The sequence below is a fragment of the Paenarthrobacter sp. NPDC091669 genome, assembly GCF_044756725.1.
GTDB lineage: Bacteria > Actinomycetota > Actinomycetes > Actinomycetales > Micrococcaceae > Arthrobacter > Arthrobacter bambusae_C.
The window spans coordinates 1-15446 of sequence record NZ_JBIVTK010000010.1 but is presented as its reverse complement, the minus strand read 5'-3'; the positions used below and the strand labels follow the sequence as shown (position 1 = coordinate 15446).

At 63.1% G+C, this 15446-nt stretch carries 14 protein-coding genes; 5 read left to right on the top strand and 9 right to left on the bottom strand.

What is annotated here, in order from left to right:
* Window positions 1-16: 16 nt before the first annotated feature.
* The 6 genes from ACIQLI_RS16670 to ACIQLI_RS16645 all read right to left on the bottom strand — a co-directional run bounded on the left by ACIQLI_RS16670 (window position 17) and on the right by ACIQLI_RS16645 (window position 6268).
* Complete coding sequence (locus ACIQLI_RS16670) at window positions 17-1030, bottom strand: fumarylacetoacetate hydrolase family protein (protein WP_400390390.1); 1014 nt, start codon at window positions 1028-1030, stop codon at window positions 17-19.
* A gap of 10 nt (window positions 1031-1040) precedes the next feature.
* On the bottom strand, window positions 1041-2117 hold the full coding sequence (locus ACIQLI_RS16665) for an amidohydrolase family protein (protein WP_400390388.1): 1077 nt from the start codon (window positions 2115-2117) through the stop codon (window positions 1041-1043).
* Window positions 2114-3238: an FAD-dependent monooxygenase gene (locus tag ACIQLI_RS16660; protein WP_400390386.1), complete on the bottom strand. Its 1125-nt coding sequence runs from the start codon at window positions 3236-3238 to the stop codon at window positions 2114-2116. The genes ACIQLI_RS16665 and ACIQLI_RS16660 overlap by 4 nt, the downstream gene beginning before the upstream one ends.
* A 65-nt stretch (window positions 3239-3303) precedes the next feature.
* Entirely contained in the window at window positions 3304-4311 is a 1008-nt protein-coding gene (locus ACIQLI_RS16655) for a cyclase family protein (RefSeq protein WP_400390384.1), read from the bottom strand.
* Window positions 4308-5249: a fumarylacetoacetate hydrolase family protein gene (locus ACIQLI_RS16650; RefSeq protein ID WP_400390382.1), complete on the bottom strand. Its 942-nt coding sequence runs from the start codon at window positions 5247-5249 to the stop codon at window positions 4308-4310. The genes ACIQLI_RS16655 and ACIQLI_RS16650 overlap by 4 nt, the downstream gene beginning before the upstream one ends.
* Window positions 5249-6268 (bottom strand): VOC family protein, encoded by a 1020-nt coding sequence (locus ACIQLI_RS16645; RefSeq protein WP_400390380.1) that lies wholly within the window; start codon window positions 6266-6268, stop codon window positions 5249-5251. Before ACIQLI_RS16645 ends, ACIQLI_RS16650 begins: the two co-directional genes overlap by 1 nt.
* A 271-nt stretch (window positions 6269-6539) precedes the next feature.
* Here ACIQLI_RS16645 and ACIQLI_RS16640 point away from each other — a divergent pair, with 271 nt between their 5' ends.
* The 3 genes from ACIQLI_RS16640 to ACIQLI_RS16630 all read left to right on the top strand — a co-directional run bounded on the left by ACIQLI_RS16640 (window position 6540) and on the right by ACIQLI_RS16630 (window position 9577).
* Window positions 6540-7751 (top strand): MFS transporter, encoded by a 1212-nt coding sequence (locus tag ACIQLI_RS16640; RefSeq protein ID WP_400390378.1) that lies wholly within the window; start codon window positions 6540-6542, stop codon window positions 7749-7751.
* Window positions 7752-7780: 29 nt separating this feature from the next.
* Window positions 7781-8749, top strand: coding sequence for a LysR family transcriptional regulator (locus tag ACIQLI_RS16635; protein WP_400390376.1), 969 nt, complete (start codon window positions 7781-7783; stop codon window positions 8747-8749).
* A gap of 66 nt (window positions 8750-8815) precedes the next feature.
* Entirely contained in the window at window positions 8816-9577 is a 762-nt protein-coding gene (locus ACIQLI_RS16630) for an SDR family NAD(P)-dependent oxidoreductase (protein WP_400390374.1), read from the top strand.
* Between the two features lie 226 nt (window positions 9578-9803).
* Here ACIQLI_RS16630 and ACIQLI_RS16625 read toward each other — a convergent pair whose 3' ends face one another.
* Both ACIQLI_RS16625 and ACIQLI_RS16620 read right to left on the bottom strand, forming a co-directional pair.
* Window positions 9804-11084 carry an MFS transporter gene (locus ACIQLI_RS16625; RefSeq protein WP_400390372.1) on the bottom strand — a complete coding sequence of 427 codons (1281 nt, stop codon included), beginning with the start codon at window positions 11082-11084 and terminating at the stop codon, window positions 9804-9806.
* A 225-nt stretch (window positions 11085-11309) separates the two neighbouring features.
* Window positions 11310-13220: an FAD-binding monooxygenase gene (locus ACIQLI_RS16620; RefSeq protein WP_400390370.1), complete on the bottom strand. Its 1911-nt coding sequence runs from the start codon at window positions 13218-13220 to the stop codon at window positions 11310-11312.
* Window positions 13221-13389: 169 nt separating this feature from the next.
* On the opposite strand from ACIQLI_RS16620, the gene ACIQLI_RS16615 reads away from it, so the two are divergent.
* Entirely contained in the window at window positions 13390-14340 is a 951-nt protein-coding gene (locus ACIQLI_RS16615; protein ID WP_400390368.1) for a 5'-3' exonuclease H3TH domain-containing protein, read from the top strand.
* A 155-nt stretch (window positions 14341-14495) separates the two neighbouring features.
* Window positions 14496-15074 carry a hypothetical protein gene (locus ACIQLI_RS16610; RefSeq protein WP_400390366.1) on the top strand — a complete coding sequence of 193 codons (579 nt, stop codon included), beginning with the start codon at window positions 14496-14498 and terminating at the stop codon, window positions 15072-15074.
* Between the two features lie 190 nt (window positions 15075-15264).
* Here the strand turns inward: ACIQLI_RS16610 and ACIQLI_RS16605 are convergent.
* Window positions 15265-15446, bottom strand: a 182-nt coding sequence (locus tag ACIQLI_RS16605; RefSeq protein ID WP_400390364.1) for an HNH endonuclease, incomplete at its 5' end; no start/stop codon positions are given.

Sequence of the window (15446 nt, the reverse complement as noted above, 5' to 3'; positions counted from 1 at the left end):
GTGGACCGCGCTTTCTTTAGTGGTTAGTGACAGTTTCCCGCACTTTCCGGCTGCCGCGGTCTTTAGTACCTGGCCGGCTACGGGCAGGTACCCGGGTGACGGCTTCGCGCCGTTCACCAACGGTGTTGAGAATCGAGCCGATGCCGGCCACTGTCATTCCCACGGAATCCCCGGTCTTCAAGGGCGGGGGAGTCTTGGCGCCGTTCCGGCCCCATAGCTCGGCCAGGCATCCGCTGCCGCAGGTTCCTGAACCCAGAACGTCGCCTGGCCGGACCACGGAGTCCTGGGAGGCGTAGGCCACGAGCTCTGCGAAAGGCCACCCCATGTTGGACAGGAGGTCCTGGCCGATGGCCTCGCCGTTGACCTCCACCGCCATGGCGAGGGGAAGGAAACCTTGGTCGTCGTGCAGGTGCTCAAACTCATCAGCGGTCACGATCCAGGGCCCCAGGGTATTGGCGAAGTCCTTTCCTTTGCAGGGGCCAAGGCTGACCTTCATCTCCCGCCTTTGAAGGTCGCGCGCCGACCAATCGTTGAGAATGGTGTAACCGAAGATGTGCCGGTGCGCGTCCGACGCCGACAGATTCCTGCCCTCGCTGCCTGGTACGTGTCCGACGACGGCCGCGACTTCGGTCTCGAAGTCCAGTTCGCTGCAACCACCGGGAATGCCGATCACCTCGCCGGTGCCGGTCACCGTATGCGGATTCGTGAAATAGAACGTCGGCGCTTCGTACCATTCGGCCACCACGCCCGCTACACCATCGATGCTCTTACGAACGCCTTCAACATGTTCCTCGAAGGCAACAAAATCCCTGATGGTTCCCGGTAGCAACGGTGCCAGCAGTTGCACGTTCCCCAAAGCGACAGGATGCACGGTCCGGCACGTTTCCGCGGCGATGGACAACGTCTTTTCCAGGCCGGCCTGCAGCAAGTGCTGGACGGTGCTTCCCCCAGGCAGGGCAAAGCAGTTATCTTCCTCGACAAACCCTTCCCGGGTACCGCCGTCGTAGTTCCAGCGGGCGATCTTGACCATGGTTTCTTCCTTAGGCGGTGGGGCGGGCGGTGAGGGCTGCCGCGGAGGTGATCCCGAGCCGGGCGGCGTTGCCGGCAAGAACGCGGGAGGCATCGGTTTCGGGGAGTCCGGCAGCATAAACCTCATCAACAGGATGGTCCGAGCCCATGTCAAAGGGGTAGTCAGAGCCGAGCATCACCTGGGAGGGCCCGGCTGCTTCGATGAGCGCCCTCAGTTCGCGGGGATGGTGGACCAGCGAATCGAAGTAGATCCGCTGTAGATACGACGACGGCGGTTCGGCGCACCGCCGCGCCTCGGGCCGGACCTTCCAGGCATGGTCCGAACGGCCGATGGTGGTGGGAAGGTAACCCCCGCCGTGGACGGCGAGGACCTGCAGCTGAGGGTAACGGTCCAGGACCCCGCTGAAGATGAGGTGGGACAGGGCCACGGCGTTCTCGGCGGGCTGGGACACAGTGTTGGCAAGGTAGAACCGGTCAAGACGCTCGTCCAGGGAACAACCGAAGGGATGCAGGAAAACCAGTGCGCCCAGTTCCTCCGCCCGGCTCCAGAAGGGTTCCAACCGGGGATCGGACAGCTCCACGGTGGTGCGCTCCGCATCGCCGGGCGTGCCGGCGAACGATCCGATTTCCACGCCCGGCAGCCCGCACTCCTTAACGGCGTGCTCCAGCGCTTCGACCATGAGATGGGGATGCTGCAAAGGAACCAGCCCCAATCCGTTCAACCGGTCCGGCGCCCTGTCGACGAGCTCACGAACAGCCTCATTCGCCTGCTTGGCCAGTGTCAGCGCGAGCTCCGCACCGGCAAAGTAATAGAAATGCGAAGGCGACGGGGAGACCAGTTGGACATCCACGCCTTGGGTGTCCATATCCGCCAGGCGTCGGTCGAGGTCAGTGAGCTGTTGCCAACGCTCCTTGATCATGGCGCCCGAGGCGGCCATGGATTCAGGCCCGTTCCTCAGGACTTCCAGCGCCTGGAGTGCCGCAAATCCTTCCGGGTCGCCCTCCGCCACTGCTTGCTGGAGGGCCGGAATGAGGACGTGTGCGTGGACATCGATGACGGGTTGGTGGTCTGTGGAAAGGGTGTTCACGCGGGTTCCTTCAGCATGGTGGACAGAGAATTCATGAGTCCGGGCACATCTGCGTCCCGGACGCCGTCCAGCATCCACTGGCCCAACTGGACGGACGCGTTAACCACGGCTGTCGCCCGCTCCAAGCGTCGATCCGTGAACTCTTTCCACAAGGTCTCAGTGAGGTGGTCGGCGTTGATCAGGAGTTCCGCAAGCACCGCGGCATCTTCCAAGGCCATGGCCGCCCCTTGGGCAACCGTCGGAGGGCAGCTGTGGGCGGCGTCCCCAATGATGACAGTGCGGCCGCGATTCCAAGGGCCTTCCACCACGTGCGAGGTGAACCATGTGTAATTGATGCGGGCACTGTGGTCCAGATTGGTGCGGATTTCGTTCCACGGGCCACCGTACGCTGCAGCAAGTTCCGCCATGACCTTGGGGCCGTCTTCATGCCTGCGTTCCTGCGCCTTTTCCACGAGGTAGGCGTAGATGGTGTCCGGGCCGGTGGGGCAATAGCCGGCAATGAAGCAGGGGCCACCATAGGTGAGGTCGGTTCGGACCACCCCTTCCGGCCGTTCGACGAAGGCCCGCCAAATGCCCATGCCAGTGGGTTTGGGTTCGACGTCGATGCCGATCGCTGTGCGGACTGCGGAATGGAGTCCGTCAGCGCCTATGAGGAGGTCATAGGCGGCGGTGGCGCCATCGGCCGTGCGGACCGTGACAGTGCCGCCGTCGTCAGTTATGCCGGCCACAGCTTTGCCATAGCTGATCCGGGCGCCGGCTTGTTGGGCGCGGTCCCGGAGGATGGCAGTCAAGTCCGGCCGGTACATTCCCAGCGTTGCCGGAAGATCCTCTCCACCGGTCCGGATATCCTCCAGGACTGCGACGACTGTGCCGGCGGGGTCGGGGGCGCGCAGTCCAAGGGTGCTGAAGGCGTACCCTTGAGCCCGCACCTGATCCCAAACACCCAGGTCGCGGAGGATTCGCAGGGCGTTGCCTTGAAGCGTGATCCCGGAACCCAGGGTTTGCGGCTCCGTGGCCTTTTCAAGGACGTCCACCTCGATGCCTGCCTCGGCCAAGAGGATGGCGGCAGTAAGCCCCGCAGCTCCCGCTCCGACGATTCCGACCCTCTGTACTGCTGCCATCTGAAGACTCCTTTGTGTCGACGGCGTTACTGCCTATTGTGCTGCGTGCGGTGGCGGACGGGGCGTCAGCGGACCGCGATGGGATTGACCGGCGAGCCCACAGCCCCGGTGATGGGGAGCGGGGCGGCAGTGAGCATGAAGTCATACCTGCCATCGGCGGCACACGCGTGAGCCAGTGCGTCAGGATCCCACATTTCCCCCAGGAACAAACCAAGGTTGGGAATGGCGATCTGGTGCAGGGGTTGGAACGCGCCCTCAAACTCATTGGGCCGCACCTCGAAGCCCCAGGTATCCGTGGCGATTCCAGCAATTTCCGAGGTGTGCAGCCATTCGGCGGTGCTGAAGGACAAGCCCGGCGCGAACCCACCGGCGTAATCGCCCCACCCGTCGCGGCGGACCCGGCTGTACTGGCCCGTGCGGATCACCACGATGTCGCCACGGCGAACAGCAGAGGTAGGGCCCTGGAGTTCAATGGTGCGTTCCAGGTGCTCCGGGGTGATCGCGAAACCGTCGGGCAGTTCGCCATCGGTGCTTCCACCATCCGGGCCGAGTGCGCGACCGACGTCCAGCAGCACGCCGCGGGTGACGATCTTGGCCGCGGCGGTTTCGATCCCTGTGACGAGGTCGCCCTCGGAGGTGACCACATCCCCGGCTGCGCGCCCGTTCCAGGCCTTGCCGCGATCAAAAATATGACCCAGCCCATCCCACTGGGTGGAGCACTGCAAGGGCATGGCAATGACGTCATCGGCGCCCCCGAAACCGTGGGGGAAACCTTGGTTGCCCCGCTCGGCATCCACACCGGTGTCCGTCATGGTGTGCACGGGATTGGTTCGGCGACGCCACCCCTTTTGGGGGCCGTTGGTGTCGAAGGGCTGGGACAGGGAAAAGGCCTCGCCGGTGGTGACCAACGCCGCGGCCTCCACCCGCTTACCCGCATCAATGAAATTCAACGTGCCGAGCACGTCACCTTCGCCCCAGCGGCCCCAGTTGTTGTACTGCCTGGCCGCGGCAGTGATACTGGCCAGCGGGTCATTCCGCTGGATCAGGGAAACGTTCACGGCATCAGTGGTCACTGTTCGTCCTTGCAGTGGATCACTTGGGTGCCCAGCCCGGTGATGGTGCCTTCCATGACGTCCCCGTCCTGCAGGAGCCGTCCCCAGTGCTGGCCATTGCCGGCAGGGCTGCCGGTCAACACGAGGTCGCCCGGACGCAGCGGCATGATCTCCGATGCTTCACTGACAAGCTTGGCCACGCCGAAGATCATGTCCTGGGTGGACTCGTCCTGCATGGCTTTGCCGTTGAGCTTCAGTGTGACCTGGACGTCCTGGGGATCACCGAAGAACTTGGCCGGTACCAACAGGGGACCGGTGGGCAGGAAGCCCGGTGCATTCTTGGCGCGGTACCAATCCGAACCAATGGCGGGCATGTCCTTGCGGAACACATACTCGCGCGTGGTGATGTCATTGACCATGGTGTACCCAAAGACATATTCAAGGGCCTCTTCGGGGCTCACGCGGAAGGCTTCCTTACCGATCACGGCCGCGAGCTCCAGCTCCCAGTCGTGGGACTTGCTGTACCCCGGCAGGGTCAGGTCGTCAGTAGCGGAGGCAATCGCCGTCGGGAGGCCAATGAAGAAGTACGGCGTGCCCTGACCTGCGCGCTGGTCCATCATGGCAGCGGTCTTGGTGCGCACCTCCTCGGAATCCTGGCCGGCATCGCGGTGTGCCACCGCGAGATCGATCACGTGCTTGCGGTAGTTGGCCCCTGTTTGCAGAACCTGCGCGGGTTCCACGGGAGCAAGGACCTCGACGCCGGACAACGCCAAGCCGGTTTCGTCACCCGCCGAGGCGGCCATGGCATCCAGTTCGCTTTCGGTAGTGCCCCAGTGCTGGATGAGCGAGTTAATGTCTCCGTCCAGGGGCAGGACACGTTCGCCCACCACAAGACCGGTTTTGGGTTTGGTGTCTCCGGGCTCCTGAAAGCGGACCAGTGCGTAGTTTGGCTGCGTCATTAGCCGCGGCCCTGCTGTGCGTAGGGGTTCAGGAGGGCTTCCTTCATCTCTTCGGAGGCACCTTCCTCCGTGGCCGTGAAGCCCTCTGCCGGCGGGAAGGATTCTGTCATGGAGTGCGGCATGGCACCGTTCTTGTAGAAGTTGTTGGAACCTTCGGACGGCTTCCAGGTGTTGGCATCCCAATCCGGGACGTAGTTGCGGTAGCCGCCGGAGTTCAGCTCCACCCGCAAGCCTGACGGATCGCGGAAGTACAGGAAGTTCTGCTCGCCCACGCCGTGGATGGAAGGGCCGTATTCCATGGGGGTGCCGTTTTCCATCATGACGTCGGCAGTGCGGAGCAGGTCCTCGGTGGCGTCCACCCAGAAGGCGATGTGGTTGACGCGGCCGGCACGCTTGGACGTGTCCAGGACCACTCCGAGGTTGTGGGATTTCTCGTTGGTGGTCAGTACTGAGAAGACGGTGATGGGTGCTTCATCCAGATCTACGAAGGCCATGACGCGGAAGCCGAGAGCTTCGTTGTACCACTGGGCGAATCCCCTGACATCGGAGGCAGCCACCGTGACGTGGTCCAGGAAACGGGGAGCGGCCGCGTGGCTGCTGCGGCGCTCGGGACGGTCCGGATAGGTGGATTCGAAGCCGGGCTCCGCAACGAACTTCTCTACGTCATAAAACAGGCGCATGTGGTGGCCGTAGGGACCGGTGAACTCATAGGCCTTGCCAAAGCCGTGACCACCTGCAGTCCACGTGCCCTGAACACCGGTCGCTTCAACACGGGATGCTGCTGCTTCGAGTGCGGCCTGGGAGTTGGTGCGCCACGCCATCCGGCCCAAGGATGCCTCAGGGCCTTCAGTGATGACCAGGCTGTAGCGGTAGTAATCGCCCCAGCAGCGAAGGTAAACGTTGCCATCCACGCGGTCGATAATGCGCATGCCGAACTTCTCCTCGTAGAACCGTGCCGAGGCTTCGACGTCCGGAGCGGTGATCTCGAGGTGGGCAAGATGGGAGAGGGGAGTTTCCACGATGAATTCCTTCTATGTGCTGATGGCTCGGACAGTTCTCTGCAGGTCCTGTAACCACCATGAGCCACATCACCTATCCGGAGAAGAGCAAGTATCTGATAGGAGCTATCCGTCAAACAGATACTTCGGGGGAGAGGGTTCTATCAGCCGCATGAATACCAGCTATACCCAAACAGCTATTCTCCGATGGAGTGAGCCTTGCCACAGTGAGGGGCATCCCCTCGGCGACCCTGCCGGTACCCGGGACTCTTCAAAGGCGAAGGAACACCCCATGAGCATCATTGATCCCACTGCGCTCGAGTCGCGCCGTCCGGTCCCCATCCGGGAAGCAGGCAAGGCGCAAGCCGCGCTTCTCGTGGCCGGAAGCTGCATGCCGGTCCTGGGCGCCGTCTTGCTGGCACCTGTCCTGCCCACGCTGAACCAGGTTTTCGTGGAGACCGCAGGAGTCGCCATTCTGGTGCCGCTGGTCCTGACGCTTCCAGCGCTGTTCGTGGCCCTGTTCTCGCCCCTCGCAGGCTACGTCGCTGACAGGATGGGCCGGAAGCAGTTGTTGATCTACGCCATGCTGGCCTACGCACTCTTTGGCACGGCACCTCTATGGCTGGACACCCTCGAGTCCATTGCTGTCTCGCGGATCGGCGTAGGTATTGCAGAGGCAGCCATCATGACGTGCTGCACAACCCTGATCACCGACTACTACGCGGGGCAGCAACGGAACAAATACCTGGGCCTCCAAACCATGGTGAGCGCCCTGGCTGCCACGGCATTCTTTGCGCTCGGTGGCGCCTTGGGCAGTATCAGCTGGCGGACGCCGTTCTGGTTGTACGCCGTCAGCGCCGTCCTGGTGGTTCCCATGATCTTCAAGCTCTGGGAACCAGCCAAGAGCCAAGCCGCGGGCCTGGCAGCGAAACAGCCGGTGCCCTGGCGTCAGATCGGTGCACCTGCTGCTGTGACACTGTTTGGCGGCATTGTGTTCTACGCGTTGATAGTCCATCTGCCCTACGTCATCACAGGGTTGGGCGTCCAGGATGCCGCCCTCATCGGCGGTGCGGCTGCGATCGCTTCGCTTGCAACGGCAGCAGGAGCCATCTCATTCCGTTTCCTGGCCAAGCTGGGCACCCGAAAACTGTTGGCAGGCGCTTTCGGCCTCGCCGCCGTCGGGCTCTGCGTTGTTTCCGTGGCAGGCAGCGTTCCGGTGGCCGTCCTTGGGGCAGTGATCGCCAGTGCCGGTACCGGTGTCTTGTTGCCGACGCTGCTGACGTGGGCGGTCAATGGACTGGACTTCTCCCAGCGTGGCAGGGGCACCGGCATCTGGACCGGAACCTTGTTCATTGGCCAGTTCCTGACGCCTATTGTCCTGGGCGCCACAGCCGCGGCACTCGGCAACCTCGGCCTGGCACTCGGGGCGCTGGGCCTGGCATGCGCGCTGGCGTTGCTGGCTGTGCTGATTCGCGGGCCGCGGCTGGTCACGGTCAGCCACTGATGGGGGCCGTGGCTGGATAACCTAGGAGGATGAAGAACCTGGACCTCAACCTGTTGCCCCAATTGCAGGTGCTGCTGGAATTGCGGAACGTTTCCCGGGCGGCTGAGCGGCTCCAACTCAGCCAGCCGGCAACCAGCGCAGCCATGGCCAGGCTCAGGCGGCATTTCGACGACGAACTCCTGGTGCGTCATGGCCGCACGTATGATCTCACGCCCTTTGCGCAGTCGTTGGTCCCGCTGGTGGATGAGGCAATGCTTCATGTCCAGCGGGCCACGCGTGTCCGGTCCGGCTTCGATGCCACCACAAGCGAACGGGAGTTCGTCATTGCGGCGTCCGATTATGCAGCGGCCCTCATCGTGGGGCCGTTGCGGGGCATCCTTCAGCAGGAGGCGCCACGCGTGGTGGTGGACTTCGTGCCAACCTCCGGACTTGAAGGCACCATGGCCGAGTATTCCAAGATGGACCTGTTGGTGGGGCCCACTGGTTACAAGATGCAAGGCGACTCCAAGCAGCTGTTCCGAGACAGTTTTGTGGCAGTGGTCGATGCCGCCAACCCTCTACTCCAGCTGCCCGCCATGACGTTGACGGATCTTGTTGGCGTCCCGCACGCGGTGGGGTACTTCGGTGAGGGCATCAGCACCCCGGCTGACAAGCTTTTTGAGTCCCGGGGCGTTCGACGGCGGGTGGCAGCGACAGTGGCAGGCTTCCTGTCCCTGCCCCTCCTGGTTGAGGGTACAGACTTGGTGGCCTTGGTCCCGCGGATGCTTGCGTCCAGGGCCCAACGTGGGGCGAACATCGAAGTCCTTGAGTTCACCGAAGAGCTCGAAGCTGCGTTGGTGGAGGCCATGTACTGGCATCCCTCCCAGACCGAAGACCCAGCCAACGCCTGGCTGCGGTCAGTGGTTCAGCGGGCCTGTTCCCAGCTGCACGTCATTTTTCCCGTGACGGCACATCCCATACCCGTCGCAGCCACCTATCCCGTTGGGGCGGATGGGTGACGCTGCGAGGGTGCCCATTGCGCGCTATTCCTTCCCTCTACCCCAGGACGCAACAGCATGTTTGATATGACAGACGCAGTGGTGGTGATCACGGGCGCCAACGGCGGCCAAGGCCTGGCCGAAACCCTGCTGCTGGCCACTTCCGGGGCAACTGTGCTCGCGGCAGACCTGACCGCGGAGCCTTCCGCAGCTTTGAAGGCCGGAGCGGTTTCACACCCTGACCGCATTGTCTACCGCCAACTCGATGTCACCGAGCCAGGTGGGTGGGCGGACTTGGCGGAGTTCCTCCACGACGAACACGCCCGGGTGGACGGCTTGGTCAACAACGCCGGCATCACCCGACGCAGCCGCCTGCTCGAGGCAACACCGGCCGATCTCGCCGCGGTATCGGAGGTGAACGTCACGGGGGCCCTGCTGGGAATACAGGCCTGCGTTCCGTTGATGAAGCCCGGGGCTTCCATCGTCAATGTTGGCTCAGTTGCGGCCCTCAGCGGGCATTACCCGGTTGCCTACACCGCCAGTAAATGGGCGCTGCGAGGGCTTACCATCGCCGCCGCCACGGAACTCGGGCCACGGGGCATCCGGGTGAACTCGGTTCATCCCGGATTTATCGAGACGCCCATGACGTCCGGAGCCAACCCGGCCTTCAGGGAAGCCAGCATAGCCGAGACGCCGCTGGGGAGAACCGGGACACCCGAAGAAGTTGCGGCCGTCGTGCTTTTCCTCCTGAGCCCAATGGCCGCTTTCGTCACGGGAGTGGACCTGCCGGTTGACGGTGGACAGAGCAGCCACGGCGGAGCGAAATCAATCTCGGATGCCCTGCAGTGAACCATTCCCGTGACTGGCCATCGCTGAACTCCCAGGTCCTGGGGCCCACCAACCGGTAGTTCAGCAGGACGATTCCGGACGGCTGGCGACGGCACTCCATGAGTTCCAACTTCGTCCACTGGCCCACCCGGCCGAAGAACGGAACACCACCGCCGCCGAACAGGCAGATGTCTTGATACCTCACGACAGGTGTTGGCCCTGGAGGCCATGCCCCCGAATACCTTGCTCACGGCAAGGAATCCGTGTCCGGGGCGGTTTCAGTTGTGATGGCCGTGTCCGCCGCGGCGCCCTGCTTCCGGCTGGCCAGCAGGAACGGCACCGCGATCAGCTCGATAACGCCCGCCACGGCCAAGGATGCCGGGTAGCCGTAAAGATCAGCTCCCCGGCCAAGGAGTGGCTGGATGACCACGCCACCGCTGGAACCCATGAGCGAATCGAAACTGAGTACGGTGGCCCGTTGTTTCGAAGGGATCATGTCATTGATGTACGCCTGTCTGACCGGTGTGGCGGCGGAGCCCACTACGCCCCACAGGGCCAGGAGCGCCAACGCAAGCCAGAAGTTACGGGTGAACCCGAGGATCAGCAGGATGACGGCGCCCACCAGGCCCCCAAGAATCAGGACGGACGTGCGTTTGTGGAACAGTGTTCGTGCGTGGGGAGCGAGCCAGCCGCCCAGGATCTGCGAACCAGCCACGATGGCTGCGGCCAGTCCGGCAATGGAATAGGCGCGCGGGTCGCCGAACAGATCAAGCAGGAACGGCTGAAGGGCGTAGAAAACATAGATTCCGACGCCGGCGCTGAACGGTGCGGCGAGCATCACGTAGCGTACTGGCGGGTTTTTCAAGCCGTTGTCAATGGATGCAGAAAGTACTGCGCGAGTAGCGCGAAGGGGGTGCGTCGAGCGTTCAGGCGAGAACCCGACGTCGTGCATCAGAGCGAACGCCACCCCAAACATCGCTGCCAAAACAGCAACCCGGAGGATGAACGGAACCCCGAGATTGCTTGCCTGGGCTATGACGCCGCCGGCCACGGAACCGAGCAACATGGCCACGCCTTGAACCATCTGCCCCCGGCCCAGCACGCTCTCGAGCCCGCCTTCGTAACCCGAGAAGCGCAAGGCGTCCACAAGCCAGGCCTCCACAGCCCCGGAGAAGAACGTAAAACCCAAGCCGAGCAGGACGGAAACCACCGCCCACATCCAAAACGGCGCCGAGATCTGCCACATCACAAAGTACAGATAGGTGGAAGCGGCCAGTGTCACCGTGCCCAACAAAAAGGAAACCCGTCGGCCCCAACCGTCGGCGATGACTCCGGTAGGAACTTCAAAGAGAACCATGCCTGCCGTGAAGAACGCATTGGCGGCGAATGCCTCAAGGTTGCTCAGCCCGGCATCAAGCAGGAAGAGAGTATTGATCCCCCAGATGAAAGAGGCAGCAATGGTGTTTCCCAGCGTTAGCGTGAGGTAAACGCGTTGGATCTTGCGGGCATCCTGGTTCACTGCGGGCATCCTGGTTCACATCGCTCACCTGCACCATCGACCGAGGGGCGCAGAAGCCGGTTTGCCAACGGGGCCTCCCGCCGACAGAAGTGCCGGAGTGAACAGGACAGCCTGCAGCGTCCCGCGCCAATCGCCCATAGAGCCGTTCTACGCCGAAGCCACCGCGAATGCCAGACCACGGAGAAACGGCCGGTGGCGTTTGAGCCCACCGGCCGTTTTCAAGCGTTGACGCTTCTACGCCTGGATGAGTCCAGCGCCGGGCTGTGAAGCCAACAGCGGCGCGAAAAACCCGCCAAGTTCGGCTGTCGCGGTCAGCGGCAACACGTTGGCGACGTACTGGTCCGGGCGGACAACGACCACGACGCCGTCGCGGCTGAGTCCGCGCAGGTCGAAGATGTCGTTGTTGGGGTCGGTACCGAATACTTTTTCGAGGTAGGTGAGCTTGAAAGGGCCCACCGTGGGTTTAAAGGCCGCGGGTACGGCGTTGATGTCCACGTTGGTGTGGTCCTGCTGGTAGATCACCTTCACGTCGAACCAGGAGTCCCGGTCAGAGCCCGACGGCGTAGCGGCCAGCGGTGATTCCGGCGAGTTCGCGATCCACTCGGCGAAGTCGGCTACCGGACCTGGGCTGCCCGCCTGTGCAGTGTCGGCGAAGACGTAGATCCGCCAGCGGCCGTCTGCTTTGGCGTGGTGGCCAAGGTGCATGGGGTTGGTGTCGCAGACGCGGAGGACGGGCGCTGATTTGAAGCGTTTGCCGACGGGGAAGCCAGTGGCGAGGTCCTGGTGCTGTGCTTCGGCGACCAGCATGGACGGGGCGTATTGGGTCATGAAGCCGGCCGGGAACTCGGCGGTGCTGGTGTAGAAGGTCTCCAGCTCGGCGGGGTCTTCGAACTCCTCGGGTTTCCTGGCCATCAGGGTGGACCATTGCTTGTCGAAGTCGATGAGGTTCTTGGCCACCACCTGGCGTTCCGCCGAGTAGCTGTCCAGCAGGCTTTCGGGGCTGCGGCCTTCCAGGACATGGCCGAGTTTCCAGGCGAGATTGAAGCCGTCCTGCATGGAGACGTTCATGCCTTGGCCGGCTTTGGCGCTGTGGGTGTGGCAGGCGTCGCCGGTGATGAACACCCTCGGGGTGCGCGTACCGCGGTCCTCCGGCAGGACGTCGTCGAACCTGTCCGTCAGCCGGTGGCCTACCTCGTAGACGCTGTGCCAGGCGACGTTGCGGACCTCCAGGGTGTAGGGGTGGAGGATGTCGTTAGCCTTGCCGATGATTTGCTCGATGGTGGTTTTCCGCACGGCACCTTTGTCGTTGGGATTCACTTCGCCCAGGTCCACGTACATGCGGAACAGATGGCCACCTTCGCGGGGGATCAACAGGATGCTGCCACCGGCGCCGGACTGGATGGCGCACTTGGTGCGGATGTCCGGGAAATCGGTGACGGCGAGGACGTCCATGACACCCCAGGCGTGGTTGGCCTGGTCGCCGGCAAGGTGGCAGCCGATGGATTCCCGAACCTTGCTGCGGGCACCGTCAGCGCCCACCACATATTTTGCGCGGATAGTGCGCTCCCGGCCTTCATCGGGACCGGACGTGTGGACCAGTGTGACAGTGACTGGGTAGTCGCCCTCGCCGGTGACTTTGAGGCCCTGGAATTCGTAGCCGTAGTCCGGCGTCATACGCGTGGGGGAGTTGGCCATGAACTCCGCAAAGTAGTCCAGCACGCGGGCCTGGTTCACAATCAGGTGCGGGAACTCACTGATCCCCGCAGGATCATCCACTGCCCTGGCAGCCCGGACAATGCGGGAATGATCGGCCGGGTCCGGTTTCCAAAAGGCCATCTCGGTGATGCGGTAGGCCTCCGCAATGATGCGCTCGGCAAAGCCGAAAGCCTGGAAAGTCTCGACGCTGCGGGCCTGAATGCCATCGGCCTGGCCGATGGCGAGCCTGCCGGGGCGACGCTCCACGATGCGGGTTGTGACGTCAGGAAACTGGGACAGTTGCGCCGCGGTCAACATTCCGGCAGGGCCGGTGCCCACAATGAGGACGTCGACTTCGTCGGGCAGCCCGGTGGGGCGGTTGATGCCGACGCCGGCGGCCGGTTCGACTCGCGGGTCACCTGATACGTAACCGTGGTGGTGGAACTGCACGGGCTTTCCTCACTTCTTTGTGGGCAATCAATCGCTGTGATGTTCGATAATAGAACAGGATGTTCTATTATCGCTCACATAATAGTAATGCCGCTCACAGTAGTCTTCAAGTGTTCGCAGTGACTCACCACCGAATCTGCCAAAGCTTCCTGCCCAAAAGGCTGCAGACATGTCAGGATCAGGTATGCCGCGACTGATGCTTTTGGACACTGCCTCTTTGTATTTCCGCGCCTTTTACGGTGTGCCCGATTCCATCCGCCGACCCGACGGAACGCCCGTGAACGCAGTGCGGGGCCTCATGGATATGATCGCCCGCCTCACCACCGACTACGAAGCCACGCACTTGGTCGCCTGCTGGGACAACGATTGGCGCCCGCAATGGCGCGTGGACCTGATTCCCAGCTACAAGTCGCACCGGGTCGCGGAGATCGTTCCAACCGGTCCGGATGTAGAGGTTGTCCCTGACCCGCTGGAAGCGCAGATTCCCATGATCCGGCGGGTACTGGACCTCGCCGGGATCGCAGTGGTGGGCGTCGACGCGCATGAGGCAGATGACGTCATAGGAACCTATGCGAGCCAGTCCCGGATGCCGACAGATGTGGTCACCGGCGACCGCGACCTGTTCCAGCTCGTCGATGATGACCGTGCGGTCCGCGTCATTTACACAGCGCGCGGCATGAAGAACCTGGAAGTCCTCACCGACGTCGTTGTGGTGGGCAAGTACCGTGTGCTGCCCCAGCAGTATGCCGACTTCGCAACACTGCGGGGCGATGCGTCCGATGGGCTACCCGGCGTCGCAGGCATCGGAGAAAAAACGGCGGCGTCATTGCTTGGCGAACACGGATCGTTGAAGGGGCTGCTGGAAGCGGCGGACGCTCCCGATGGCGGGTTGTCCGCTTCTGTGCGCGCCAAGCTGTCCGCGGCGGCTGACTACCTCAAGGTGGCGCCCGCCGTCGTCAATGTGGTGCGCGACTTGGAAGTGCCGACGCTTGATGAAGCGGGTGCTGGGTTGCGTCCCGTCACCGGAGACGCGCGCACAGAACTTGAGCAGCTGGCGACAGAGTGGAATTTGGGTGGATCCGTCAAGAGGCTTCTGGATGCGCTGGACCGGGTCCACTAAGAAGGCCCCTCACAGGCTCCGGTTCACTTTCACAGCCGAATGACAGGTTGGGAACAGCCCGGGCTGTGGTGCGTCTCCCATTGTGTTAGGGAGGACGGAACCATTGACCGTCCCTCAGACACCAGCCGTACCGACGGCTCATTGAGGAGAGGCACATGTCGAAAGTCAAGAGAATCACGCTGGGCGTAGCAGCCGGAGCACTGGCATTGGGCGCAGGATTGGGCGCGACGAGTATCGCGACGGCGGCCACCACGCCGTCGCCGAGCGCTACGGCGTCCCCGAACGGCACGTCGTCAGCGGACGCAACCACCCCTTCAGACCGTAGTGGAAAGCCTGGTGGGCACGGACGCGATCTGGGACAGATGGCTGCTGAGCTGGCAACCAAGCTCGGTGTGGACGAGGCCAAGGTCACCGAAGCCTTGAAGGCGTTCCGTGAGGCCAACAAACCCACCACGCCGCCTGCCGAAAGAACAGACGGAACCGAAGGAACCAAACCGGACCGGACGGAGCAGGACGCGGCACTGGCGAAATCGCTCGCTGCCGCCTTGGGCGTCGACGAAGCCAAGGTCACCACGGCACTGGGAGAAATCCGGGCCGCGGGCCAAGCTGAACGCTCCGCTGCACTGAAATCAAAGTTGGACCAGGCTGTCGCTGACGGCAAACTCACGCAGGCAGAAGCCGACGCCGTGACCAAAGCCGTGGAGGCTGGAGTCATTGGGGGAGGCGGTCGCTGACACTGCCAAGCTGATCAACTGACGCAAGGGATCCCCTGGGCATTTTCCGGGGATCCCTTGTGGCTTGGTTCTACGGAGTCGCCGCCCAGCATCAGGTCGGCCAGCATCAGGCCGGCCCTCACGTTCTTCGGACAGTCTTGGGCGCCGCCCGGCGCCGTTTTTGGGCGTGTTGATGTTCTGCCGACGCTTTCTATGTTCTGTGGGGTGTTTGGTGGTGGTTGCGTCGGGGTGTTTGGTGTGGGTCGATGTGGGGTGGGGGGATGAACCAGGGGACGCCGGTTTTCATGTCGATGCGCCATTGTTCTTTGTGGATGAGGTGGTGGTGGTGGCTGCAGAGCAGGGTGCCGTTCTCTGTTGAGGTGGTGCCGCCGT